Origin of the sequence: Clostridium malenominatum, from assembly GCF_039521365.1 — a bacterium.
Lineage (GTDB): Bacteria > Bacillota > Clostridia > Clostridiales > Clostridiaceae > Clostridium_AW > Clostridium_AW malenominatum.
Map to the genome: position 1 here is coordinate 1,683,861 of NZ_BAAACF010000001.1, position 23,900 is coordinate 1,707,760.

The window sequence follows — 23,900 nt, forward strand, 5'->3', positions numbered from 1 at the left end:
TGTTTCTTTAGAATAGATATTATCATAATAACATATAGAACTATTTTAAAATATATTTCAATAACAAATAATTATTTATATATACATTACACTCCATAGATAGGAGATAAAAACTCATAGTTATACATAAAATCCCCATAAAAAAACTATAAGGAATTATAAATCCGTCTCTTTTCTTATGCCAAAACATCTCTCATACTCCTTTCTATCACTCAGTATAATCTTTATATAAATAGTATTTTCCACTTCTGTTACCACAAAACCCTTTACACCTATTAGTATATTATTTATAGTAGCATAACTACTTTTACCGTATGAAATTATTATCTTATCTTTATAGAGCTTTATATAGTCACTCCTATCTCTAGTAGTTATTTCTATTTCATCACTATTAGAAGTTTTTAAAACTTTAATATTATCTCCTTCTTTTATTTTCCCTTCAATGAATAGAAATGCTTGATCTATATAAAGCTCTTCTTTATGGTTAGATATGCTATATTTATAGTTACTTAGTTGTAAAACTAAATTTTTACCTACAGTAATAAATATAATTGATACAATACCTATTGATATAATCAATTCAATTAAAGTAAACCCTTTTTTCATTCGTCCTTCAATTCCTTAAATAATTCGTATTTATGAGAACTCTTTTCTGTTCTAAATTCTAATTTTATCAAAAATGAATTTACATTCTCTTCATTTTCGAAGGTCTCTAGAAAAATATATATTCCTCTCTCCCCTGATGATTCTTTACTTAATATATTTTGTAGATTATGCTGTTTTAATTGTTCTATATTCATATTCTCTTCATAAACATAAAGAGGAGAATTATTATGCATATATATTATTTCTTCTTCACAATGATTATATTTTAAAGTGTTTATCAATGCCTCACAAAATATTATAGATTTGTTTAATCTTAAATTATAACTCTTAAGCTTTAAATATTGCATTGTTCCTAGCAAAGATGACATAAATAAAATTGAAACTATAGACATACTTATTGCAATTTCTATAGTAGAAAATGCTTTTTTATTTAATTTGAACATATCCTGTACCTACCGAAACCGTTATAGTTTGTTCATTATTGTTTCTATCTTTGTATTTCATTGTACACCCATCACTACTTTGCCCTAATTTATTTACATTCAACACACTGTTTGTAGCATTAATAAATGTAATTTTAAAACCTGAAGGTAATTTATATTTCTTTACATTTCTTCCACCTATAATTAACATCATTGAATTTTCACCCTTGGAAAAATACACCTTACCAAGGGCGTCATTTTCTCTACAATATCTCTTACTAAAGTTAATAAACTCTAATACTGAATTATTACACTTCAATATATCTACCTTATTTAATAAGTTATGAAAACCTCTGTAAGTAAACTTATACATGGCCATCATAGACATAATTATAGCTATAGATAGGGTCAGTTCAATTAAAGTAAATCCTTTTTTAATTCTTTTCAAAGCTATATCTTTCAGGGTTTATGCTTAAATTATAAATTTTGCTATCTAAACTTAACGTTACTTTTACAGTTTCATCTTCAGGTTGTTCTATTTTTATTCCATCTCCTATTTCTCCATCTTCGGTTATCGATAAAATATCTACAAGCTCCTTTATACTTTCTTCCAATTTGTCTTTACGAAATTTTCCTCCTGATTCTACATAACTCATCATGGCTGCTGTGTAAATTTGCTTTCCTACATTCTCTGCTTTAATAAAATTTGCTTTATCCCTATATCCTGAAAATTTCGGTATAATCATGCTCATAAAAACAAATATAATAGACATAACCACTAAAAGCTCAACTAATGTAAATCCTTTTTTCTTTCTTTTAATCAATGTCATAACCTCCGCAAATTAAATTCCAATTAATGAATCCATCAACTTTATAATTGGAATAAAAAACGCAATAACTAACACCCCTACTAGAATAGACATAACGCCAATAAGTATTGGCTCTATGTATTTTGTAGACTTTGATAAAGAGTGAATTAATTCCTCCTCCTGAACTAAGGATAAGTTAGTTAACACTTGAGGAAGTTCCCCTTTTTCTTCACCTGACGCTATTAAAGTTAAATATTTTTTATTTATTATTTCATTTCCTAATAGTGAATAACTAAAGCTTTCACCTTTTAATACAGCATCTCCAGCCTTGTTAAAAGTTTCTATTATAAAAAGACTATTTAGAGTATTACAAGCCTTATTTATTGCTTCTACTATATTAATACCTGAGTCCAACATAAACCCTAATGATGAAAACATTCTAGAGATTTGAAGTTTTTTATAACTGTTCCCTATGTAGGGAATTTTAAATATGAATTTATGCAATAACTTGTTTCCATTTTTGAATAGCTTTTTCCATAAATATAGAGATGTGATTATGAATAATATAACTACATGAAAATTTTTATATATCCATGTAAAAAATACAAAACATACTATAGTGAGTTTTGGTGCTTCTACTTTAAATTCCTCTAATATCTTTAAATACTCCGGCAAAATATTAATAACTAAAAAACCTATAGTTAAGTTAGTTATCAAAAAAGTTATTAAAGGATACACTAAAGCTTTATTTATTTCTTTTCTTAAAGAATATTGCCTTTTATAATATTTACCTAGCTTTTCTAAAGCTTCTGCTAGTTTTCCAGATTCTTCTCCTACCTTTACCATTTGAACAAAAAACTCTGGATAAATATAACTAAAATCCTTTAGAGAAAAATACATTCCTTCACCAGAGTATAATTTATCTTTAACGATTAAAAGACTTTCCTTCACATTTTTATTAAAATAATCCTTAACTAAATCTATTGCTACAGGTAAATTAAGGCCTGAATTAAGTAGAGAAGATACTTCTTCACATAAAACATATAAGTCTTTTTCCTTTATGGCTTTTCTTGATTTTAACTTATCTACTATGGCTAAACCTCCTATAATGCTTTTAGTTCTTCTAAGGATGTAATTCCTTCTCTAAATAGCTCTAACCCCCTGCTCTTTAAAGATTTCATTCCTGTTCTAATGCTGTGGTTTTTAAGAAGCCTAGTTGAAAAATTGTTATTTATGATTTCTTTATGAATATCGTCTATTTCCATTATTTCATATACAAGAGTTCTACCTAAATATCCTACATGGTGGCAGGAAGTACACCCCCTACTTTTATAAGCTATAAAATCCATTTTTATATTTTCATCCTCGACCTTACAGTGGGGGCAAAGCTTTTTTATAAGTCTTTGTGCGATAACAGCTCTAACAGCATTCCCTACCATATATTTAGGTATTCCCATATCAATTAACCTTAATATGGTTGAAGGTGCATCCTCAGTGTGTATAGTAGACATTACTAAATGACCTGTTATAGCTGCTCTTGCAGATATTTCTGCCGTTTCTTTATCTCTTATTTCTCCAAGCATTATTACATCTGGGTCCTGTCTAATTACACTTTTTAATGTTTCTGAAAAAGTAAGTCCTATTTTAGGATTAACATTTATTTGATTTACTCCATCTACTGAATACTCTACAGGGTCTTCTAGGGTTATTATGTTGTTATTTTTATTAAGAATTTCATTAATCATTGCATAAAGTGTAGTAGTCTTTCCACTACCTGTTGGTCCACTTATCAATATCATTCCGCCAGATGCCTTTAAAAGTTTTTTTATTCTTTTTGATACCTCTTTGTCAAAACCTATTTGATTTAATTCTGAAATTTTCAATTCATTATAGAGTATTCTAATTGAAACCTTTTCTCCCTTAATTGTAGGAATGATAGATACTCTTATATCATGTATTTCTTCTTTAAATTTAAACTGAAATTTCCCCTCCTGAGGAATTCTTCTTTCTGTAGTATCCATGCCTGACATGACCTTTAATCTTCCTACCACTCTTGAATAACCCTCTAAAGGTAACTGATGTATTCCATATATAATACCATCAATTCTGTACTTTATATTAACTTTAGAACTATATGGATCCATATGTATATCACTACAACCCATTTTCATAGCTTCCCTTATTATATTGTCAATAAAAGCTATAGATGAAGCTACCATAGTATTGCCACCTACCTCCGTTTTTATTTACATTATAGCCATTTATTTTATAATTAAACATTTTTATCACAAAAGGCCGCACCAATATAATATCGGCACGACCTTCTATTTAATTAGTTCCTATTATTTTGTATTTTGATGAATTTATAGATATAAGTGTGTTTGAATTTTCTTTAGGCACATATTTAAATACATCGTTGTTTACACCCTGTATTTCAGTATATCCACAATAATAAACCGCTCCTTCATTATCTATCTTTAATCCACCGTAGGGATCTACCTCTAAAGGAAAATCAAAAGTTATTCTTTCTAGCTTATTTTTCCCTATATCCAATGAGTATAGTTCTGGCACTTCATTATTCTTTCCAAGCCCTATAAAATACATTATATTATTTAAAGAATCGTAACTACCGTCGTATATCTCCTCTATAGCATCGCTAATTTCTATAGATTTATCATTTTCTTTATCATAAAAATAAAGCATGTTATTGTTTTCATCTCTAGATAAAATTATTAAATTATCTCCACAAGGAAGAAAATAAGTATAGTATCCCTTTATGGAATTTACATATAGTTCTTCTTCGCTGTTTTTAACATTATATTTAAATATACCTGCAGTTTTATCTTCTTCATGAGCACCGTAGTAAAGTATTTCTTCCTCATTAATCCATTGATACAAGTTTCCAGATACCAGAACTTTACTATTCAATTGAATTTTTTCACTTTTATTCACGTTATATAAGGATAGTCCTTCTGCACTATCTAAAGATTGAGTAGAATAGCTTCTATAGGACAACAGTGAACCTTTAGGCGAAAGTCTTAAATCTTTTGCATAATAAAACCCTTTTACATCAGACACTTTATCATCTTTTAAAATATTTATACTATTCCTCTTTATTTCATTGGCATCGTGGACTAATAGTGAATATATTGAGACCTCTTTCTTATATACTATTTCAGATACATATTCTAAGTTATCAATTTTTTTAATAGAATTATTATTCAACTTAAAAATATTAGTTTTAATATCTTTATTTTCTAAAATCATAACATCATTAAACTCTAGGTTACTTAAATGTATATTTTTCTCTGGAGAATTTTCTTGTGTTTTGCTGCAGGCTGATAGGGTCATTGTTAGTATTATTGCCATAATAAAGGAGCTAAGTTTGAATACTAATTCCATTTAAGTATCTATTTCTCCTTTAAATACGATTTCAGCAGGTCCAGTCATCATTATACCTTCAGGCGTAATATTAATTTTAAGACTACCTCCAGGTAAATAAACTTGAACTTCTTTATCAACTAACCCCATTTTGTTTGCAGCAATTACACTGGCACAGCTTCCCGTACCACAGGCTAGAGTAGATCCCGCTCCTCTTTCCCACGTCTTCACCTTTATTTCATTTTTATTTATAACTTCACAAAAATTTACGTTTGTTCTATTAGGAAATATTGAATGCTTTTCAATTGCTCTACCTTCACATACATCATAATCATCTGATATGCCAAATATTACAGCATGGGGTACCCCCATATGAAAAGCCGTAATAGTATACTTTTTGCCTTCTACTACTAATTCCCTATTAATTATTTCAGAATGAAAAGAAGGTTTTCCCATATTTATAGTAATATCAGCTATAGTCTTTTCTTCAATTTTCAACACAGCCTCTTTTACTCCATCTCCTGTTTCTATTGCAATGGGATTTTTAAGACATATACCTTCACTGTAAACATATTTAGCAAAACACCTTATTCCATTGCCGCACATGGAGGCATAGGAGCCATCCGCATTAAATATATCCATCTTTATATCTGCCATATTACTATTTCTTAAAAGTATTAATCCATCTCCACCAATTCCAAAATTTCTATTACATAATCTTTTAGACAAATCTTTTTCTTTGCCTAATAAGCCATTATCAAAATCTTCTATGACAATAAAATCATTACCATTTCCATGCATCTTAGTAAATTTCATATTTTCTTCCCTCCTAAAACCCCAGAAATAGTTTACTATTTAAAAGCAATAATATCAATAAATAAATACAACTTTATTTTAATTTTTTATAGTGTTATACTATTCATTATTATACTTGAAAGGATGATAACTTTGGCATTTGACGGAATTTTTTTATATAGTATAGCTCAAGAATTAAAAAATTCTATTTTAAATAGTAAAATCGAAAAAATAAATCAACCTGAAAAAGATGAGTTAATTATTTCCTTAAGAAAGGATAAAACAAACTACAAGCTACTAATAAGCGCTAGTCCTGTATATCCTAGAATCAATTTAACTAACTTATCTAAGGAAAACCCTATGTCTCCTCCTATGTTTTGTATGCTTTTAAGGAAGCATTTAAACAATGCTAAATTAGTGAACATACGTCAATTAAATAGTGATAGAGTTTTATTTTTAGACTTTGAAAGCAAAGATGAACTAGGATTTAATAGCATCTATACCTTAATTATAGAAATAATGGGAAAGCACAGCAATATAACTTTAATACGGGAACGAGATAATATTATTATGGATAGTTTAAAGCATCTTAACCCTAGCTTTAATAGCTTTAGATCTCTTTACCCTGGAATAGCTTATGTGTTTCCTCCAAGCTCTAATAAATTAAATCCTCTAAATTATACTTACGAAGATTTACACTCTTTTGTGTCAGAAAAAAATATAAAAATTGATAAAAATTTTCCTTCAAAGGTATTTGAAGGAATTAGCACTCAATTTTCCAAAGAAATATACTTTAGATTAGCTTTAGATAATTTAGAAATGTGTGAGAATAACTTACAAGAAATAAATAGAAAACTTCTAGAAATATTTAATCTTGTTAAAAATAATGATTTTTATTTTGCCTCATATGAAAATGAAAAGGGAGATAAGGATTTTTATTGTATAAAACTTAATAATTTAGAAGGTTTTTCAATTGAGGAATACACATTTCCATCAAACTTAATAGATAATTACTATGAAAAAAAAGATAAGGAAGATAGATTAAACAGCAGAACCTCTAACCTTCAAAAGCTTATTAATAATAATTTAGATAGATGTTATAAAAAAATAACTTTACTAAAAAACAACTTAGAAGAATGTAAGGAAAAAGATAACTATAAAATTTATGGAGAATTACTCACAGCAAATATTTACAGTATACAACCTGGAGATAAAGAAATAACGGTTTTAAATTATTATAGTGAGGACGAAGAATATATCACTATTCCTTTAAACCCAAATAAATCCTCCTCCCATAATATACAAAGCTACTTTAAGAAATATAATAAGTTAAAAAAATCTGAAGAAGCTTCCACTGAACAAATTAATTGGGCAGAGAAAGAAATAGAATATCTTCAATCCGTATTAACAAATATAAATAATCTTGAGGACTATAAAGGTATCGATGAAATAAAAAAAGAATTAATGGAAGCAGGATATATTAAATTTAAAAAGGATGGCAAAAAGAAAGATGCCCTAAGCAAACCTATGCATTTTATATCATCTGAAGGAATTGATATATATGTAGGAAAAAATAATATTCAAAATGATTATTTAACATTGAAATTTAGCAATAAAAATGATATATGGATGCACACTAAAAACATTCCAGGTTCTCACGTTATTATAAAATCTACAAAAGAATTTACAGATAAGACCTTAATTGAGGCTGGAAATCTAGCGGCATTTTATAGCAAGGCTAAGGATTCTTCCAACGTGCCTGTGGACTATACAGAGGTGCGAAATGTTCACAAACCCAATGGAGCTAAACCTGGAATGGTAATTTACTCAACAAATAAAACTCTATATGTAAATCCTGAAGAACCAGGAATTAGACGAATAGTTTAATTCAGAGAATAGATAAAAGAGTATATCTATTCTCTTTTATTTATTCTCTATTAAAGTTCAATCATTATTGGGCAGTGGTCTGAACCCATTATATCTGTAAGTATTCTTGCATCTTTTATGCTATCTAATAGATTATTTGATACAAAGAAATAATCTATTCTCCATCCAGTGTTCCTTTCTCTTGCTTTGAATCTATAACTCCACCAACTATATTCTATTTTTTCTGGATTAAAATGTCTATAAACATCTGTATAGCCATTGCTTATGAATTTATCAATCCATGCTCTTTCTATGGGTAAAAATCCTGAAGTTTTTTCATTAGCTTTTGCATTTTTTATATCAACTTCCCTATGGGCTGTATTATAATCTCCACATATTATTAACTTTTTTCCTGAAGCTACTAAGGAATTACAGTACTCTAACATAGCGTCATAAAAATCCAATTTATACGTAAGCCTTTCCTCGTTCATCTGACCATTAGGGAAATATATATTTAGCAACGTAAATTCTTCAAATTCTGTAACTAATATTCTGCCTTCATTATTAAATCTTTCGATATGTATTCCTTTTTCCACTTTTAACGGTTCCATATTTGTATATGTGGCAACACCACTATACCCTTTTTTATCTGCAAAGCTAAAATAGGACTTATATCTATTTATGTTACTTAAGCTTTCTTCTAATTTCCCCTCATCAATTTTTGTCTCTTGAATGCATAGTATGTCTGGTTTTTCTTCTTCTATCCATTCATAAAAATTCTTTTTAGCTATAGCTCTTAAACCATTAACATTCCACGAATAAATTTTCACTCTTATCACCTTCTATAATTTTTTATTTGCTAGCTCTATTAATATAAGTATTCATAGCCTGTATACCTTTATATGCGAAAAATATAAAGGCCATTTTTGCCATTATGGTAACTATAGGGTCTATAATAGAACAGACTACTATGAATCCATTAAATCCATTAAATACACTCATCAAAAATTCACTCCTTTGTTTTATTATAACAAATAACTGCTATCAAATAACAGTGAAAAATAATAAAGAACAAATAATGATGGAAACTCCCCTAAATGGAGTATCCATCATATCTGTTCTCTGTACTTTATTATCTATTTTTCTTTTAATTATCTTCAGTGTTACTATGAGCTGGTAGTATTAAATTTAGTACTATTCCAACTAAGGTTGCTAAAGCAACTCCCGCTATTTCAACTGGTGAACCATTAAATTCAAACTTAATTGCCGCCCCACCAATTCCTAAAACTATTATAACTGAAGCTATTATAAGATTTCTTTTTTTACTAAAATCTACTTTATCTTCTACAAACACTCTAAATCCAGAAGATGCAATTATACCAAATAGAAGTATACTTACCCCTCCCATAACTGGCATTGGCATTGTTTCTATTACAGCAGATACAGGCCCTATAAAGGATAGTATTATAGCAACTATTGCCGCTCCTACGATTACCCATACACTGTATACTTTAGTTATTGCCATAACACCTATGTTTTCTCCATAAGTAGTGTTCGGAGGTCCACCTACTAATCCTGCAAATACTGTTGCTAGTCCATCTCCAAGTATTGATCTATGAAGTCCTGGATCCTTAGTGAAATCTTTTCCAATAACATTATTAGTTACATATACGTGTCCAATATGCTCTGCTAAAGTTACAAAAGCTACAGGCGCCATTAATATCATTGCATTTATGTTAAACTTCGGCAACATAAATGGTGGTAACTGAAATAATTTAGCATCCATAATTTTAGCTATACCTTCTGGTGATATTACTCCAAACATAAGAGCTGATATATAACCTACAACCATTGATATTAATATAGGGATAACTCCTAAAAATCCTTTAAAATACATAGTTCCAAGTATTCCAACTCCTAAAGTTATAGTTGATACTGCTATCCATGCCCATCTTGGTACATGATCCATAGATGGAGTTGTAAAAGCTGAATTTAAGCCTGCCCAGTTAATTGCAACTCCAGCAAGTCCTAAACCGATAACTAACACAACAGAACCTACAACTACTGGTGGAAGAAGCTTGTTTAACCATTCAGTACCTGTTAGGCTTATGATATAAGCCACAATTACATAGACTATTCCAGCTGCAATTATTCCTGACAGCATTGCATTTGGCCCAAAATTTGCCGCAGCAACAGTCATAGGGGCTATAAATGCAAAAGATGATCCTACGTAGGCTGGTAATTTAGCCTTTGTACAAAATGTGTAAATAAGAGTTCCCACACCGCTACAGAAAAGTGCCATTGATGGACTCATTCCTGTAAGCATTGGTACTAAAATTGTTGCTCCCACCATTGCAAATAAATGTTGAAAGCTTAAAGGGATGGTTTTGCTAAGGGGTAATTTTTCATTAACATCAACATAATTTTTCATAAATAATTCCTCCTTTTTTAGTCTCACTGGACTAATTAAAAAGACTTTCATCTTTTAATTTTTATACTTCATAAATTTTTACTGAGTCCATTCCATCAATTTCTTTTACTTCAACTGAAACCATTTCTCCCTTTGATGTAGGTATATTTTTCCCCACATAATCTGGTCTTATTGGGAGCTCCCTATGACCTCTATCTACTAATACTGCTAATTGTATCATCTTAGGTCTTCCACCACTGAATACAGCATCTATGGCTGCTCTTACAGTTCTTCCTGTATATATAACATCATCTACAATTATAACAGTCTTATCCTTAACTTCTACTCCAATATTTTGCTCCCTTACACGTGGTTGCTCACCAATGGTAGTAAGGTCGTCTCTATATAAGGTAATATCAACACTTCCAACAGGTATTTTTATTCCTTCAAATTCTTCTATTTTTTCAGCAATTCTTTCGGCTATAGGATATCCTCTTCTTTTGACTCCAATGAGAACTATATCTTCTACGCCTTTATTTTTTTCAATAATTTCATGTGATACTCTTGTTAGCGCTCTACCTACAGACTTATCATCTAAAATTGATGCTTTTAATTTCATAACTAAACCACCTTTCACTAAACTCTTTCTACACAAAATTAAAAGCCTTGACCACTAGAGTCAAGGCGTAATTATCTTACATTACAAAACTTATTTCTCATACGCCTTATGATTTCTCTGAATCACTTAAAGGTTTTTCATTTATTAAATAATATCATATAGCTTTGTTCATTGCAACTATTTTTCTACAATATCCAATATTTTTTTAAAGTATTTCGGTAACTCTGTGTCAAATTCCATATATTCCTCTGTACTAGGATGAATAAAACCTAATTTCTTAGCATGAAGCATTTGGCCTTTTAAATTAAACTTTTGCTTTTTATATCCATATACTGGATCCCCTACTAATGGGTGTCCAATATGAGCCATATGTACTCTTATTTGATGAGTTCTACCTGTTTCCAGTCTGCACTCTACTAAAGTATTGCCCTCATATCTTCTAACTACTTTAAAATGAGTTACAGCGTTTCTTCCTTCCTTTAATACAGAAATTTTAATTCTATCCACGGGATGCCTCCCTAAAGGTGCATTAATTGTACCTTCATCTTCTTTCATGATACCTTCTACTAAAGCAACATATACCCTTGTCATACTGTGGTTCTTCAACTGTTCTGCTAACTTATTATGAGCATTGTCATTTTTAGCTACAACTAAAACCCCCGAGGTATCCTTATCAATTCTATGTACTATGCCCGGACGAGTAATGCCATTAATTCCTGAAAGGTCCTTGCAATGATATAACAATGCATTAACTAAAGTTCCAGAATAATTCCCTGGAGCCGGATGAACGACCATCCCCTGAGATTTATTTATTACAATAACATCACTATCCTCATATAGTATTTCTATAGGTATTTCCTCAGCTTCTACATCTAAAGAGATTGGCTCAGGAATAGATAAAGAAATTCTATCTCCTTTTTTTAGCTTATAATTGCTTTTTCTTATTTTATCATTTACTTTAACTTCTTCTTTTTCTATGAGTCCCTGAATATAAGCCCTAGATTTCCCCTCTAAATGATCTGTTAGAAAAACATCCAATCTTATATCCTCATAATTATCCTCAATTAAAAATTCCTTTATCTCCATAACTCTCTTCCTTTAATATAAATAAAGTTAATAACACTGCACCAATTGAAACACAAACATCTGCCACGTTAAACGTTGGGAAATAATACTTATCTTTAAAATGAACTAATATAAAATCTACTACATATTTATATTGCACTCTATCAATCAGATTTCCTATAGCTCCGCTTATTATCAACGCCAAACTAATTCTTAGTAAAATCCAAGAGGGTTTGTAATAAAACAAATATACTATTAATCCTATAGTTACTAAAGAAGTAATTAAAGTAAGAAAAAATAGTTTGTCTCTAAATATCCCAAAGGCTGCTCCCGTATTTTCCAAATAGGAAAATTGAAAAAAATCCTTTATAATCACTATATCTTTTCCAGAAGATAAGTTTTTAATTGCCCAAAGTTTAGTAATTCTATCTAAAAAAATTCCTAATAATATAATTGCTATCTCCACAAAAATCCCCCCATTACTATACAAAAATTCACAGTGGACAGCTAAAAAACTGTGCTATCCACTGTATTTTATTAATATAAACTATTTCTGTATTGCTGATTACTTATTTTTTCAACAGGTTCAACAATTCCAATATCTTCATCATCATATTCTTCTTCATATATATAATCTCTGTCATTAAATCTTCCTACGCTTTGATAAGTATCTTCGCTGTCAAATCCTATTTCTCCTCTTCTATTAAATCCTGTTAACTCCTCTTCTATAGGTCTATCCTTAGGAATAAACCCTCTAGTGTAAGGCTTTTCATTAATTAGAGAATTATTTTCTTTTTGACAATCTATACAATATTCTGCATATGGTATGAAATTAAGTCTCTCTTCATTAATCTTTTTCCCACAGCTTTTACAGGTTCCATAGCTACCATCTTCCACCATCTTTAGGGCAGATTCTATCTTATTCAATATATTCATTTCATTTCCCTTAAGGGCTAAGCCTCGTTCTTTATCAAAGGTTTGGGTAGCTAAATCAGCTGGATGGTTATCATAAATTGATAATTCATTTGCCATTTCTACATTTGAGTCAATAGTACGCATATCCTTCATTAGATTCAGCAAATCCTCAACATCCTTTTTCTCTGCTAGTAACCTTTTTTTGTACATGTCAATCTTATTATTATCCATAATTATAGTTAACCCCTTTCTTAACACGGATTTTTGTAACTATAATTATTTTATCTTTTATCCATTAAATTATTCTAAGAAAGTCCTTAAAATAATTTATGGCATTAGGAAAAGATATTTCACTGCAACTCCAACCATTAATAATGGTTTTTCCAGAGTTTCTCATAGCAATTCCTAAAAAACTCATAGCAATTCTATGGTCATCGAAGGACTCTATAGATATTTCTTCATTAAAATAGTTATGTCCTCCTTCAATAATTAAATCTCCTGAACTAAAGTAGGAATTAACTCCACATTTATATAAATTATTTATTATTGCCTCTATTCTATTGCTTTCTTTATATTTCAATTCTTCTACAGATTTAATTATGGTTTTACCTTCACTAAAAGCAGCTAATACAGAAAGCATAGGTATTTCATCTATGATATAGGGTACTACCTCCCCTTCTATGATTACTCCCTTGAGCTTACTGCTTTTTATTTCAATAGTGCCGATCTCTTCATTGTTAACTATATGCTCTATTGTGTAATTAGCATCTGCTCCCATTTCCTTTAATATATCTAAATATTTTCTCCTTCTTTCATTAAGAGAAACCTTTTCAATTTTTATAAAATTATTTTCTCCAAGTAAAGCAAGGGAAATCAAAAAGGCTGCCGAGGATATATCTCCAGGCACATATATATCCTTAGCTTCTATTTTAGAATTTTTTATGCTTATTTTATTTCCATAAACCTCTATATCCGCTCCTATATACTTAAGCATTCTTTCACTATGATCTCTAGTAAATAATTTTTCCCATACTGTTGTAGTATTCTTACTTAGAAATCCAGCAATAAGTACGCAGGACTTAACCTGAGCAGAAGCTACAGGCATATGATATTCTATTCCCATTAACCCTTCATTTTTGCTAAAAATTAAGGGAAGTCCTTCTTTTGAACTACTTATATTAGCTCCCATCTCTCTTAATGGAGTAACTACTCTACCCATAGGTCTTTTACTCAAAGAGCTATCTCCTATTAGTTTTCCTTCTATACTTAAAGCTGCTAGTGTTCCTGATATCAGTCTAGCTGCTGTGCCGGAGTTTTGGCAATCTAATTCTTCCACATAATTATTAAATTTAGCATAGCCCGGTGATTTTACAAATAAAGTCTGTCCTACTTTATTTACTTCTAGTCCTAAATTTATCATTACCTTTAAAGTTGCAGCACAATCCTTACTATCTGGATAATTAAAGACTTTATATTCACCGGTGGGTAATCCTCCTATAATTAAAGCTCTGTGAGCTATGGATTTATCTCCTGGCAAAGTATAGGTATTACATATACCTTCTTTGGCACCATATATGGTAAGTATATCCTCTATCATATTAATTTCTCCAATAATAATGTTTTATCGATTATTGCCTTTACAGTTTTTATTGACACCGTTTCCCTTGCATCAGAGACGGAATTATCAGGGCTAATATGGCTTTCTATGATAAGCCCATCTGCTCCTGTTGCAATAGAAGCCATGCTCATTTGAGGTACAATTTCTCTAAGTCCTGTACCATGACTAGGGTCAACAATGACTGGAAGTCTATATTTTTCTTTTATCACAGCAACACTATTTAAGTCTAAAGTGTTTCTTGTATAATTTTCAAAGGTTCTTATGCCTCTTTCACATAAAACTACGTTCATATTTCCTTCAGCCATTATATATTCCGCTGCATAAAGCCATTCCGATAAAGTAGCACTCATACCCCTTTTTAATAAAATAGGTATGTTTGTTTTTCCCACTTCTTTTAATAAACTGTAGTTATACATATTTCTAGAACCTATTTGTATCATATCAATATAATCTATAGCCTTTTCAACATCCCTAGTATCCATAATTTCTGTAACAAAAGGTATATTAAATTCCTTACTTACTTCTTTAATAATTTCTAATCCATTTTCTTTGAGTCCTTGGAAATCATAAGGAGATGTTCTAGGCTTAAAAGCTCCACCCCTTAACATATGAACTCCAATTCCTTTTAACTCTCTTCCAATTTTCCTCATAGTCTCATAATCTTCAATAGCACATGGCCCAGATATAAATACCTTTTCCTTGCCACCTATTACTACATCTTTAACTTTAACTTTTATTTTCTCACCACTTGTTAAATCTACTAGCAATTTTTTCATTCATATATCACCTACATAACTTCTAACATATTTTTTAATATGTTAACAGAATTATTTACTGCAATTGGCTTAAATTTTTCATAATCCATATGAGCACCGTTATTTGCATTGTCTGAGGCTGATCTTATGACTACAAAAGGAATATTATTTAAATAACAAACCTGAGCCACACTTCCGCCTTCCATTTCACAGGCTAAGGCATCAAACTCTTCATTTAACCATTTAATTTTATCAGTGTCTGCTATAAATTGATCTCCTGTTACAATTCTTCCCACAAAGTGCTTTGAATTATTCATTTTTTCGCAAGCTCTTTTAGCTTTTAACACTAAATTTTCATCGCACTTAAAATCAAAAGTATCTAATCTTGGTATTTGACCTCTTCTTTCTCCAAAGGCTGTGGAGTCCATATCGTGTTGAACTAAGCTTTCTCCAATAACTACATCCCCTGGATAAACATTATTGCCAACACCTCCAGCTACTCCTACATTTATAACTGCGTCTACCTTGAATTCATCTATTAATATTTGGGTACATACTGCGGCATTCACTTTGCCAATTCCACTCTTAACTACTACTACTTCATTACCCCAAAGACTTCCTTCATTAAATTCCATATTAGCTTTCTGAAGCTTTCTTTTCAAATTTAAATCTTTAACCAATGGTTCTATTTCTTCAATCATTGCGCCTATTACACCTATAATCATATTTCTACCTCCTAGCCTATGCTATCTTTTATAGCATGGTATAATTGTTCCTTTGTCACTTCCATTTTTATTTTAGGTTCACCTATTTTACTAAGCAGTACAAACTTAATACTATCATCATTTTTTTTATCATGATTAATAGCATACATAAATAATTTATAATTGTCAACTTTGTGTTTAATAGGTAAATTTAACTTTTTTAATACTTCTTCTACTTCATTATAAATTCTCTTTGGCAGTTTTAAAATATCTTCTGATAATCTTATTGCCACTAAACTTCCTAAAGCTACAGCTTCTCCATGACTTAAGTTTTCTTTTGAAGTAATTTCTAGCCCATGTCCTACCGTATGGCCAAAGTTTAGTATATTTCTTATACCTAAATCCTCATAATCTTGTTCGATTATATCTTTTTTAATTTTCAGGCAACCTTTTACTAAATATAACAGCTTATCATTTTCTCTCTCTAATATTCCCTTATAGTTTTCTTTTAGATAAGCTAACATACCATCATCTCTAATTAAAGAATATTTTACTATCTCCCCTAAACCATCAATGAATTGTTTCTTCTCTAAGGTTTTTAAAAAATTAGTTCCTATATATACGAACTCTGGATTATGAAAACTCCCTATAATATTTTTTATACCTTTAAAATTATATCCTACCTTGCCTCCAACAGAGCTGTCTACTTGTGACAAAAGGGTGGTTGGAATATTTACATATTTTATCCCTCTCATAAAGGTTGATGCCACAAACCCAACTAAATCCCCTACAACTCCGCCGCCTAAGGCTATTAACAAACTATTTCTGTTGCAATTATTCTCTATAAGAAAAGAGTAAATTCCTTCAATTGTATGGAAATCTTTGCTTTCCTCTCCATTTTTAAAATAATAAAGTTCCATATTCAAGGATTTCTTTAGTTTTTCTATAACATCTTTATGTAATTTATAAACCTTATCATCAGTTATCAAAAAACACTTCATTTTACTATTAATTTTATTCTCTTCTAATACTGTAGATAATTTGTCTAGATTATTATCAATATAAATTCTATAAGGCTTTCCAGATATTATTTCTAATTCTTTCATAAAAATCCTCCTTAAAATTACTTTATTATAACATATAAAAAATCTCACTCTTAAGTGAGCGAGACTTTAATCTTCAACAAAAAAATTCTTTATTTCTTCCATACTATTAACTCTTATATCTTCTATAGCTTCTTCAGTATTGTATTCCTTTAACGTATCTATTTCTTTTTCCTTTGGCATTAGTTCATCAATTGGATTTCCTATAGCATATTTCTTAGCAAAATCCTTTTCCATATCACCAAACATTTCCAGTTGGGACTGCATAAAGTTTTTAAATTTGTTTTTAAACATAACAAACTCGTTTTTTAGTTTTTCATATTCGTCATTAATTTTTATAACATCGTTATGTGCCTTATCAAGAAGCCTTTTTGAAGCTTCATTAGCATTTTTAATAATTAACTCTGATTCCTGTTGGGCAGATTTTCTAGATTGATCCGCAGCATTTTGTGCTAAAAGTAATGTATTTTGAATTGTTTCTTCCATTTTTCTATAGTGGTTAACATTCTCTTCCATTAAACTTAACTTCTCTTTTATTGACGAGTTTTCCTTATATAAAGCCTCATAACTTTCTCCGATTTGCTCTAAAAACTCATCAACCTCATCCATATCATAGCCTCTAAAGCCTTTTTTAAATTCTTTGCTCGTAATATCCATTGCCGTTATTTTCATGCCAAACACCTCATATTAAACAAATTTTTTAAAGAGAACCCTCTTTCTTCCACTTCCTGTTACACCACTTTGCCCTATATACTTAAACTTTCCGTATCCTCTTATAGTAATTATAGCTCCATCCTCCACAGTTTTATCCTTATCCTTTACTACTACATAATCCACTAACACTTTACTATTTTGTATTATTTCCATAGCCTTGGTTCTAGAAAGTTTCGTTAAAGAGCTTACAATACAGTCTAATCTATTAGAGGTAATTATCAAGAATACCTCTTCAAAATTGAAGTCAGGAATAATCTCATCATATACATCCACAACTTCTACTTTGCAAGGGCAAGCCCCCACCCCTTTTAAATTAGTTATTATATATTCACTTAATTCTTCTTTTACAGGCAAATAACATGTTTCATCCTTTATTATTAAATCTCCAAACTTCTCTCTTTTAAGTCCCAATGCCATTAATGCTCCTAGATAATCTCTGTGACATAAGACTGAAAAGGACGATAGGTTAGTAATTTTCAATAGCTTAATAGGATAATACCAAACTTCATCCGATGAAAAAGAAATAATTCTTCTTTCAGCATCTTTAAACACACCATTACTATAAACATTTACGGATATGCTTCCTGAAACTCTCTCCAATACCTTCCATACATTAGGTGGATAAAAATCTTCAGTATATACCGTACTATTAGTTTTCTCTGCAAATAATAATTTACCATATATATTGGACAACCTGTTTTTATCTTCATATTCTATTAGATTTAAAAATACAGCTTTATCTATCATAATACTATTGATATTATAATTTGTCGTAAAAATCTAATCATAATTAATGCAAAAACAGGCGAAAAATCAACCATTAATCCTGGCAGTATTTTCTCTTGAATTTTTCTCCCTGGAATTAAAAGAGGTTCTGTAATAGTTCTTATTATTTGAGTAAAAGCATTATTGTTCATAGGAACAAATGACAATATTACATCAATTAATATAGACCATTCTACTATATTAAAAAAAGTAGCTACTATTTTGTATGCTAGTGCGTTCATTACTTACCCCCTAACTATTTACTCCAAGCAAATAAACCCTTACTTGAAAGTTCGTTCTTTAATGTACTATCAACCTCAACATTAGAAGGCGACACTATGTAAATACCTTTTTCTACCTCTTCTAAACTTCCTGCTAAAGCATAGGTAGCACCACTTATAAAATCCAAGAGTCTTTGAGCTGTTTTTTGCTCTAATCCTGTGGAATTCACAACTATTATTTTCCTATTTTTTAGATTATCACATATATCAATTACTTCATCATAAGTAGCAGGTTTTATGATAACTACTTTTGCAGTAGATGCTGTATGAATACTTACTACTTTCCCTTGTTTTTTTCCAGAAGATTGAACTAACGGCTCATATTCCTCATCACTGATTTCATTTTCTTCCATATCTACATCTTCTTCAAATTCATCATATTCATCATCTAATTTTAATAATCCCATCATTTTATTTAATATTTTAGCCATTTTTTATCCTCCTATTTATTATAAATTCTTTTTCCAAAAACTCCTTGACCTATTCTTACCATGTTAGAACCCTCTTCTATTGCTACTTTATAATCGCTAGACATTCCTAAAGACAAATACTCCATTTTAATATTCTTGTAGCTCCTTTGAGCAATATTATCAAAAATCTTTTTCATTTCTTTAAAATAATTTCTACAAGAAATTTCATCTCCTACTGGAATTATCGACATTAATCCTCTTACCTTTACATTGCTAGAATTCTCACAGTTTTTTAGCATCTCTTCTAATTCTTCCATAAAAATTCCTGTTTTACTTTCCTCTTGCCCTATGTTTATCTGTATCAATACTTCTGCGATTTTTCCTTCCTTTTCGTACTGCCTTTGAAGTTCTTCTAGTAATCTTATGCTATCTAAAGAGTGAATTAAATCTACTCTTCCAATAATATATTTAATCTTATTTCTTTGAAGATGCCCTATTAAGTGCCACTTAACATCCTTATATTGAAAATTATCCATTTTATATATTAGTTCTTGGACTTTGTTTTCTCCAAAATTTCTTAAGCCAGCTTCATAAGCCTCTTCCATATCCTCTAGCGGCTTTGTTTTTGATACTGCAATTAAAGTTACTTTTTCAGGTATTTCATTTTTTAGCTCTATTACGTTATCTGCAATGGTCAATTTAATCGCCCCTTAGACTTTATTTAAATCTTATATTCTATTATTCTTCATAAATATCAAAATTCCTTCATAATTTTATTTATTTATAGATTTACTGTACTTATATTCTAATTTTCCCTCGAAGGCTGGTACTCTTATTTTATCTTCATCTATAACCTCTACTTGAATTTCTCTAAACATTAATGATTTTAAATAATTATCATCAGCCAGCATATAACCTTTTAAGGTTTCTTTATTACCTATAACATTTATATAAAAAGGTGCGCTTATTTGCACTCCATTTATCCTCAAAAATGCCCCATTGCAGTATATTCCTGAAGAGGGAACTAGTCTTATTCCATTTATAGATATTGCCTCAGCTCCTGCATTCATCAAATCATTAACTACGTTTATCATATCCATGTCATGAATTAACCTTAATGAATACATAGTTGGATCTTCAATAAAATCAGTAGTAGCATCCATTAAAGTTATTCTAATTCCTGGGCCTTCTACTTCAGAATGCCCAATTAAACTTTTATTTTGAATTAATTCATTGTTGATTTGCTCAATTATTTTATTTCTATTTATGATATTTTTTTCATAACTATTAAGTTTATCCAAGTATTTTAAATATTCATTATTTAAATTACTCACGCTATTAACCAATTGATTTCTATAGGAATAAGCATCTTGATACTCTTTGCTACTTAAAAACAGAAAATTACTTTCTCTAGCAAAACTTATGTTCATAGATATAAGTATTCCAATTATTATAGAAGCAATAAATAAAAATATGCTACCTTCACTATTTCTCATATATATTCACCTCAATTATGGGATTTAGCTTTTTCTATGAGCAATCTCCTCACAATAGCAAAGTTATCAAATATCCTTCCACCGAATACTATTACCGCTGCAATATATATAGGAACACCTAATTTATCTCCTAAATATGCTAATGCTGCAGCAAGTACTGAGTTCCCAAAAAAACCAGATATAAATATATCGGGTTGGAAATTTTTTGACAAAGTTGCCCTAATAGCTCCAAATACTGAATCTAAACAAGCAAGTATGGCAACAGACATATAGGGAGAAAATTTTTCTGGAATATTAATATTCCAAATTGCCCCTATTACTACACCAATTATAAGTCCTAAAAATGCTATCATATCTTAACCACCCCTGACTAAAAATTATTGCTTTTGAACAGGTTTAGCGTATTCAAACCTAAATGATTTATTATATTTCTCTATACTAACCTTATCTGATGGCTCATATTTTATTTCAGTAATACCTTTAAAATCAGCAAAGGTTTCTGGAAAATCTAAAACCGCTTGAAGATTTTTCTTAGGTCCTACAGCCTTAATAACTATTCTTTTTGAAGGAGAAACTCTTTCCTCTCCATTTATAGAAATACTATTACCAGATATTCTTATGCCAGTTCCTCCTGTAATTCTTATATCATTTATAGAAATTGCTTCCGCTCCTGCATACCTTAATTCATTAACTAAATAAACTAAATGTCTATCGGTTATTTTCACATCTATATTCCCAAAAAGTCCACTGTTTGGAGTAAGATAAATTATAATTCCCTCTCCTTCCACATCAGTAGTTCCGGTAGTTATTCTGGTGTCTTCTAATTCCTTAAGAAGAGCCTTTGTTCTGTCATCTTTTCCCGCAACGGACTCCTCATATTCTTTTAATTTAGATTGTAATTCATTAATTTTTTTATTTAAACTATCTTTTTCCTTCTTATATTGCTCTATTTGAGCTGTTATATCCGCAGTATTATAGGGATTAACTCCCAGCTGCTCTCTCTTATACAATACTCTAAATTGATACGCCAACATAAATCCAAGTATAGCACATACTAAAGCTACACTTATTTGAGAACTCCACTTACGCATAATTTGCTTCCTCCTAATCCTCAATAAAAACTACAGGATTCCCCTTAAAGCCCACATCTATATAACCTTTAGCATTTTTTAGTTCATCCTTTTGAAGTATTATATTAAAAGCTTTATTTAACTTTTCATCTAATTCCTCATCATTGCCAACCTTTATAATAATATTTTTGTAAAAAAATTTTATATTATTAATGTCACTTAAGTCTACCAATGCAATACTATAGTTATCTTTTTTATCTTTAAACAACTTACTTAAAGTAGTTACTACTTTCACTTTTCTCTCATTATCTACTTTAATTACCTCACCAATATTGCTCTTGTCAATATCAAAGCCCTGTAATCTTACTAAATTCATTCCTTTAATATCTTTCTTTTTTTCTAAAACTACTCCATATTTATCAATTATAACATAATTTTCTCCGGTTTTACCATAAAATACAGCTTCCCTTTCACTAATTTGTATTACAATAGTACTAGGTAATTTTCTTTTAATAGATACGTCTAATATATATGGATTTCTTTTAATTCCTTCCTTAGCTTTATCTATATTAACATAAAAAATGTTATCACCTTTATGCAATCCTGAAAACTCTTCAACCTTTAAAGCAGGTATATTTTTATTGCCCTGAACTTTAATTTCACCAAGATTAAAAAAAGGATGCTTTAAACAAAGCGTAGTCATTATTGAAATTAAAAAAATTAAAAAGATAATACTTTTTTTTATTCTTTTTTTTCTTCTTCTTTTTATTATAAGCTCATTCTTTCCTTTTTTTGAAAATGGTATAACTTCTCCCATGTTTTCTCCACCTTACAATTTTATAGCATATATATATAATAACATTTTTAAGAGCCAATTTCATTAAAATAATAAATTTAATTAATATTTTAATTTATTTAAAAAAATAAATTATAGCATTGCAAAATCGCAATGCTATTCTAATATTATATATTATATGATACTTTTTTGCCTGGATATATTAAGCAATATTCCCATGGCTGTCATATTTAAAACCAGGGAAGATCCTCCGGAACTTATAAAAGGCAAAGGTACCCCTGTTACAGGTATGGAACCTGTAACAACTGCAATATTTATAAGGGCTTGAATTGCTATAACCGAGGTAATACCCGTAGCTACTAACGTCCCATAAACATCTTTTGCTCTTACGGCAGTTACAATTCCTCTCCATACAAATAAGATAAATAGAACTACTACAAAGGTACACCCTATTAAGCCTAACTCTTCTCCTAAAACAGCAAAAATGAAATCATTGTGAGGTTCTGGTATGTAATAGCACTTTTGCCTTGATTGCCCAATACCTACGCCCCATATTCCTCCTGATCCTAAAGCTAAAAAAGACTGTATAAGTTGATACCCTGTTTTTAAAGGATCTACCCAAGGATTTCTATAGGAAAAAAATCGAGCTCTTCTGAAAGGAACCAATAGTATAGCTGCCATACCTGCCACTATTACGGGCATTACCACTACAAGTAAATGATGAAACTTTGCCCCTCCTACAAATAATATAAAGAAGGTTACTCCCATAACCACAATGGTTATACTTAAGTTTTTTTCAGCATATATTAATCCAGCATAAAAAAGTCCCACCATTAGACAAGGTATTACACCTTTCATAAAGCTTTCTATTTTATCCCCTTTTGCCTCAATAATCTTTGCCAAATACATAACCACAGCATATTTTGCTACTTCCGAAGGCTGAAAGGTTGCTGGTCCTAAGGGAATCCATCTTCTTGCACCATTTCTTTCAGGAAAAGCAAAAACTACCAACAATAATATAGTTGTAACTATCATAATTAATCCCGTATATCTTTTATATTTATGATAATCAATGTTTATAGTCGCTATCATAGAGGCGACCCCTATTATTGCCCAAGCCCCTTGCCTCTTTAGAAAATGCATATCATCGGAATATTTATAAAAAGCAAAATATGAACTAGCACTATAAACCATTACTACACCAATGGCTAGCAAAAGCATAATAATGCAAAATAGAAAAAAATCTATGCTTCCCATCTTTTTTTGGAGTCTTCTCATAATACCCTCCTCTTCTCTAATT

The 23,900-nt window shown here is 30.0% G+C and carries 30 protein-coding genes; 1 reads left to right on the forward strand and 29 read right to left on the reverse strand.

The features are described 5' to 3' along the window. Positions 1-156: 156 nt before the first annotated feature. The 8 genes from ABDZ69_RS08590 to dapF form a co-directional block, all read right to left on the reverse strand. Positions 157-606: a prepilin-type N-terminal cleavage/methylation domain-containing protein gene (locus ABDZ69_RS08590; protein WP_343768776.1), complete on the reverse strand. Its 450-nt coding sequence runs from the start codon at positions 604-606 to the stop codon at positions 157-159. Then, positions 603-1,049 (reverse strand): hypothetical protein, encoded by a 447-nt coding sequence (locus ABDZ69_RS08595; protein ID WP_343768779.1) that lies wholly within the window; start codon positions 1,047-1,049, stop codon positions 603-605. Before ABDZ69_RS08595 ends, ABDZ69_RS08590 begins: the two co-directional genes overlap by 4 nt. Then, positions 1,033-1,476: a type II secretion system protein gene (locus tag ABDZ69_RS08600; protein WP_343768781.1), complete on the reverse strand. Its 444-nt coding sequence runs from the start codon at positions 1,474-1,476 to the stop codon at positions 1,033-1,035. Before ABDZ69_RS08600 ends, ABDZ69_RS08595 begins: the two co-directional genes overlap by 17 nt. Further along, on the reverse strand, positions 1,463-1,852 hold the full coding sequence (locus tag ABDZ69_RS08605) for a type II secretion system protein (protein ID WP_343768784.1): 390 nt from the start codon (positions 1,850-1,852) through the stop codon (positions 1,463-1,465). The genes ABDZ69_RS08600 and ABDZ69_RS08605 overlap by 14 nt, the downstream gene beginning before the upstream one ends. Positions 1,853-1,870: 18 nt before the next feature. Beyond that, on the reverse strand, positions 1,871-2,968 hold the full coding sequence (locus ABDZ69_RS08610) for a type II secretion system F family protein (RefSeq protein WP_343769632.1): 1,098 nt from the start codon (positions 2,966-2,968) through the stop codon (positions 1,871-1,873). Further along, entirely contained in the window at positions 2,941-4,056 is a 1,116-nt protein-coding gene (locus tag ABDZ69_RS08615; protein ID WP_343768786.1) for a GspE/PulE family protein, read from the reverse strand. The genes ABDZ69_RS08610 and ABDZ69_RS08615 overlap by 28 nt, the downstream gene beginning before the upstream one ends. Before the next feature lie 109 nt (positions 4,057-4,165). Then, the gene (locus ABDZ69_RS08620) at positions 4,166-5,239 is read right to left on the reverse strand and encodes a hypothetical protein (protein WP_343768789.1); all 1,074 of its coding nucleotides are present in this window, start codon (positions 5,237-5,239) and stop codon (positions 4,166-4,168) included. Then, positions 5,240-6,034 carry a diaminopimelate epimerase gene (dapF, locus tag ABDZ69_RS08625; protein WP_343768791.1) on the reverse strand — a complete coding sequence of 265 codons (795 nt, stop codon included), beginning with the start codon at positions 6,032-6,034 and terminating at the stop codon, positions 5,240-5,242. Between the two features lie 132 nt (positions 6,035-6,166). Here dapF and ABDZ69_RS08630 point away from each other — a divergent pair, with 132 nt between their 5' ends. Then, entirely contained in the window at positions 6,167-7,900 is a 1,734-nt protein-coding gene (locus tag ABDZ69_RS08630) for an Rqc2 family fibronectin-binding protein (protein ID WP_343768794.1), read from the forward strand. A 50-nt stretch (positions 7,901-7,950) separates the two neighbouring features. Here ABDZ69_RS08630 and ABDZ69_RS08635 read toward each other — a convergent pair whose 3' ends face one another. The 21 genes from ABDZ69_RS08635 to spoVE all read right to left on the reverse strand — a co-directional run bounded on the left by ABDZ69_RS08635 (position 7,951) and on the right by spoVE (position 23,878). Then, positions 7,951-8,709 (reverse strand): exodeoxyribonuclease III, encoded by a 759-nt coding sequence (locus ABDZ69_RS08635; RefSeq protein ID WP_343768796.1) that lies wholly within the window; start codon positions 8,707-8,709, stop codon positions 7,951-7,953. A 22-nt stretch (positions 8,710-8,731) separates the two neighbouring features. Beyond that, the gene (locus tag ABDZ69_RS08640) at positions 8,732-8,881 is read right to left on the reverse strand and encodes a hypothetical protein (protein WP_343768798.1); all 150 of its coding nucleotides are present in this window, start codon (positions 8,879-8,881) and stop codon (positions 8,732-8,734) included. A 145-nt stretch (positions 8,882-9,026) separates the two neighbouring features. Continuing rightward, a complete protein-coding gene (gene uraA, locus ABDZ69_RS08645) occupies positions 9,027-10,310 on the reverse strand; it encodes a uracil permease (protein ID WP_343768800.1) in 1,284 nt (427 codons plus the stop codon). 61 nt (positions 10,311-10,371) lie between these two features. Next, positions 10,372-10,908: a bifunctional pyr operon transcriptional regulator/uracil phosphoribosyltransferase PyrR gene (pyrR, locus tag ABDZ69_RS08650; RefSeq protein WP_343768803.1), complete on the reverse strand. Its 537-nt coding sequence runs from the start codon at positions 10,906-10,908 to the stop codon at positions 10,372-10,374. Between the two features lie 177 nt (positions 10,909-11,085). Then, on the reverse strand, positions 11,086-11,994 hold the full coding sequence (locus tag ABDZ69_RS08655) for an RluA family pseudouridine synthase (RefSeq protein ID WP_343768806.1): 909 nt from the start codon (positions 11,992-11,994) through the stop codon (positions 11,086-11,088). Next, entirely contained in the window at positions 11,969-12,439 is a 471-nt protein-coding gene (lspA, locus tag ABDZ69_RS08660; protein ID WP_343768808.1) for a signal peptidase II, read from the reverse strand. Before lspA ends, ABDZ69_RS08655 begins: the two co-directional genes overlap by 26 nt. 71 nt (positions 12,440-12,510) lie before the next feature. Next, entirely contained in the window at positions 12,511-13,119 is a 609-nt protein-coding gene (locus ABDZ69_RS08665; RefSeq protein ID WP_343768810.1) for a TraR/DksA C4-type zinc finger protein, read from the reverse strand. A gap of 64 nt (positions 13,120-13,183) precedes the next feature. After that, positions 13,184-14,485 carry a 3-phosphoshikimate 1-carboxyvinyltransferase gene (gene aroA, locus ABDZ69_RS08670; protein WP_343768812.1) on the reverse strand — a complete coding sequence of 434 codons (1,302 nt, stop codon included), beginning with the start codon at positions 14,483-14,485 and terminating at the stop codon, positions 13,184-13,186. Beyond that, on the reverse strand, positions 14,482-15,282 hold the full coding sequence (gene aroF, locus ABDZ69_RS08675; protein WP_343768814.1) for a 3-deoxy-7-phosphoheptulonate synthase: 801 nt from the start codon (positions 15,280-15,282) through the stop codon (positions 14,482-14,484). Before aroF ends, aroA begins: the two co-directional genes overlap by 4 nt. Positions 15,283-15,293: 11 nt before the next feature. After that, positions 15,294-15,986 (reverse strand): 5'-methylthioadenosine/adenosylhomocysteine nucleosidase, encoded by a 693-nt coding sequence (locus ABDZ69_RS08680; protein WP_343768816.1) that lies wholly within the window; start codon positions 15,984-15,986, stop codon positions 15,294-15,296. 11 nt (positions 15,987-15,997) lie between these two features. Then, the gene (gene aroB / locus ABDZ69_RS08685; protein ID WP_343768818.1) at positions 15,998-17,071 is read right to left on the reverse strand and encodes a 3-dehydroquinate synthase; all 1,074 of its coding nucleotides are present in this window, start codon (positions 17,069-17,071) and stop codon (positions 15,998-16,000) included. A gap of 66 nt (positions 17,072-17,137) precedes the next feature. After that, on the reverse strand, positions 17,138-17,740 hold the full coding sequence (locus tag ABDZ69_RS08690) for a DivIVA domain-containing protein (RefSeq protein WP_343768820.1): 603 nt from the start codon (positions 17,738-17,740) through the stop codon (positions 17,138-17,140). 15 nt (positions 17,741-17,755) lie between these two features. Continuing rightward, complete coding sequence (locus ABDZ69_RS08695) at positions 17,756-18,529, reverse strand: YlmH family RNA-binding protein (RefSeq protein WP_343768822.1); 774 nt, start codon at positions 18,527-18,529, stop codon at positions 17,756-17,758. Continuing rightward, on the reverse strand, positions 18,526-18,789 hold the full coding sequence (locus ABDZ69_RS08700) for a YggT family protein (protein ID WP_343768824.1): 264 nt from the start codon (positions 18,787-18,789) through the stop codon (positions 18,526-18,528). The genes ABDZ69_RS08695 and ABDZ69_RS08700 overlap by 4 nt, the downstream gene beginning before the upstream one ends. 14 nt (positions 18,790-18,803) lie before the next feature. Next, positions 18,804-19,259, reverse strand: coding sequence for a cell division protein SepF (locus ABDZ69_RS08705; protein ID WP_343768826.1), 456 nt, complete (start codon positions 19,257-19,259; stop codon positions 18,804-18,806). 11 nt (positions 19,260-19,270) lie between these two features. After that, positions 19,271-19,936 carry a YggS family pyridoxal phosphate-dependent enzyme gene (locus tag ABDZ69_RS08710; protein ID WP_343768828.1) on the reverse strand — a complete coding sequence of 222 codons (666 nt, stop codon included), beginning with the start codon at positions 19,934-19,936 and terminating at the stop codon, positions 19,271-19,273. A 75-nt stretch (positions 19,937-20,011) separates the two neighbouring features. Then, positions 20,012-20,734, reverse strand: coding sequence for a DUF881 domain-containing protein (locus ABDZ69_RS08715; protein ID WP_343768830.1), 723 nt, complete (start codon positions 20,732-20,734; stop codon positions 20,012-20,014). Positions 20,735-20,745: 11 nt separating this feature from the next. After that, positions 20,746-21,087, reverse strand: coding sequence for a small basic family protein (locus ABDZ69_RS08720; RefSeq protein ID WP_343768832.1), 342 nt, complete (start codon positions 21,085-21,087; stop codon positions 20,746-20,748). 24 nt (positions 21,088-21,111) lie between these two features. Further along, positions 21,112-21,825, reverse strand: coding sequence for a DUF881 domain-containing protein (locus ABDZ69_RS08725; RefSeq protein ID WP_343768834.1), 714 nt, complete (start codon positions 21,823-21,825; stop codon positions 21,112-21,114). A gap of 13 nt (positions 21,826-21,838) precedes the next feature. After that, positions 21,839-22,621: a cell division protein FtsQ/DivIB gene (locus ABDZ69_RS08730; RefSeq protein ID WP_343768836.1), complete on the reverse strand. Its 783-nt coding sequence runs from the start codon at positions 22,619-22,621 to the stop codon at positions 21,839-21,841. A 153-nt stretch (positions 22,622-22,774) separates the two neighbouring features. Continuing rightward, complete coding sequence (gene spoVE / locus ABDZ69_RS08735; protein ID WP_343768839.1) at positions 22,775-23,878, reverse strand: stage V sporulation protein E; 1,104 nt, start codon at positions 23,876-23,878, stop codon at positions 22,775-22,777. Between the last annotated feature and the right edge of the window lie 22 nt (positions 23,879-23,900).

Excerpts from the sequence above, each read along its gene's own strand:
- ABDZ69_RS08590 (WP_343768776.1), bottom strand. The coding sequence starts at position 606 with ATGAAAAAAGGGTTTACTTTAATTGAATTGATTATATCAATAGGTATT.
- ABDZ69_RS08595 (WP_343768779.1), bottom strand. The coding sequence starts at position 1,049 with ATGTTCAAATTAAATAAAAAAGCATTTTCTACTATAGAAATTGCAATA.
- ABDZ69_RS08615 (WP_343768786.1), bottom strand. The coding sequence starts at position 4,056 with ATGGTAGCTTCATCTATAGCTTTTATTGACAATATAATAAGGGAAGCT.
- ABDZ69_RS08620 (WP_343768789.1), bottom strand. The coding sequence starts at position 5,239 with ATGGAATTAGTATTCAAACTTAGCTCCTTTATTATGGCAATAATACTA.
- dapF (WP_343768791.1), bottom strand. The coding sequence starts at position 6,034 with ATGAAATTTACTAAGATGCATGGAAATGGTAATGATTTTATTGTCATA.
- ABDZ69_RS08640 (WP_343768798.1), bottom strand. The coding sequence starts at position 8,881 with ATGAGTGTATTTAATGGATTTAATGGATTCATAGTAGTCTGTTCTATT.
- uraA (WP_343768800.1), bottom strand. The coding sequence starts at position 10,310 with ATGAAAAATTATGTTGATGTTAATGAAAAATTACCCCTTAGCAAAACC.
- pyrR (WP_343768803.1), bottom strand. The coding sequence starts at position 10,908 with ATGAAATTAAAAGCATCAATTTTAGATGATAAGTCTGTAGGTAGAGCG.
- ABDZ69_RS08655 (WP_343768806.1), bottom strand. The coding sequence starts at position 11,994 with ATGGAGATAAAGGAATTTTTAATTGAGGATAATTATGAGGATATAAGA.
- ABDZ69_RS08665 (WP_343768810.1), bottom strand. The coding sequence starts at position 13,119 with ATGGATAATAATAAGATTGACATGTACAAAAAAAGGTTACTAGCAGAG.
- aroA (WP_343768812.1), bottom strand. The coding sequence starts at position 14,485 with ATGATAGAGGATATACTTACCATATATGGTGCCAAAGAAGGTATATGT.
- aroF (WP_343768814.1), bottom strand. The coding sequence starts at position 15,282 with ATGAAAAAATTGCTAGTAGATTTAACAAGTGGTGAGAAAATAAAAGTT.
- ABDZ69_RS08680 (WP_343768816.1), bottom strand. The coding sequence starts at position 15,986 with ATGATTATAGGTGTAATAGGCGCAATGATTGAAGAAATAGAACCATTG.
- aroB (WP_343768818.1), bottom strand. The coding sequence starts at position 17,071 with ATGAAAGAATTAGAAATAATATCTGGAAAGCCTTATAGAATTTATATT.
- ABDZ69_RS08690 (WP_343768820.1), bottom strand. The coding sequence starts at position 17,740 with ATGAAAATAACGGCAATGGATATTACGAGCAAAGAATTTAAAAAAGGC.
- ABDZ69_RS08695 (WP_343768822.1), bottom strand. The coding sequence starts at position 18,529 with ATGATAGATAAAGCTGTATTTTTAAATCTAATAGAATATGAAGATAAA.
- ABDZ69_RS08700 (WP_343768824.1), bottom strand. The coding sequence starts at position 18,789 with ATGAACGCACTAGCATACAAAATAGTAGCTACTTTTTTTAATATAGTA.
- ABDZ69_RS08705 (WP_343768826.1), bottom strand. The coding sequence starts at position 19,259 with ATGGCTAAAATATTAAATAAAATGATGGGATTATTAAAATTAGATGAT.
- ABDZ69_RS08715 (WP_343768830.1), bottom strand. The coding sequence starts at position 20,734 with ATGAGAAATAGTGAAGGTAGCATATTTTTATTTATTGCTTCTATAATA.
- ABDZ69_RS08720 (WP_343768832.1), bottom strand. The coding sequence starts at position 21,087 with ATGATAGCATTTTTAGGACTTATAATTGGTGTAGTAATAGGGGCAATT.
- ABDZ69_RS08725 (WP_343768834.1), bottom strand. The coding sequence starts at position 21,825 with ATGCGTAAGTGGAGTTCTCAAATAAGTGTAGCTTTAGTATGTGCTATA.
- ABDZ69_RS08730 (WP_343768836.1), bottom strand. The coding sequence starts at position 22,621 with ATGGGAGAAGTTATACCATTTTCAAAAAAAGGAAAGAATGAGCTTATA.
- spoVE (WP_343768839.1), bottom strand. The coding sequence starts at position 23,878 with ATGAGAAGACTCCAAAAAAAGATGGGAAGCATAGATTTTTTTCTATTT.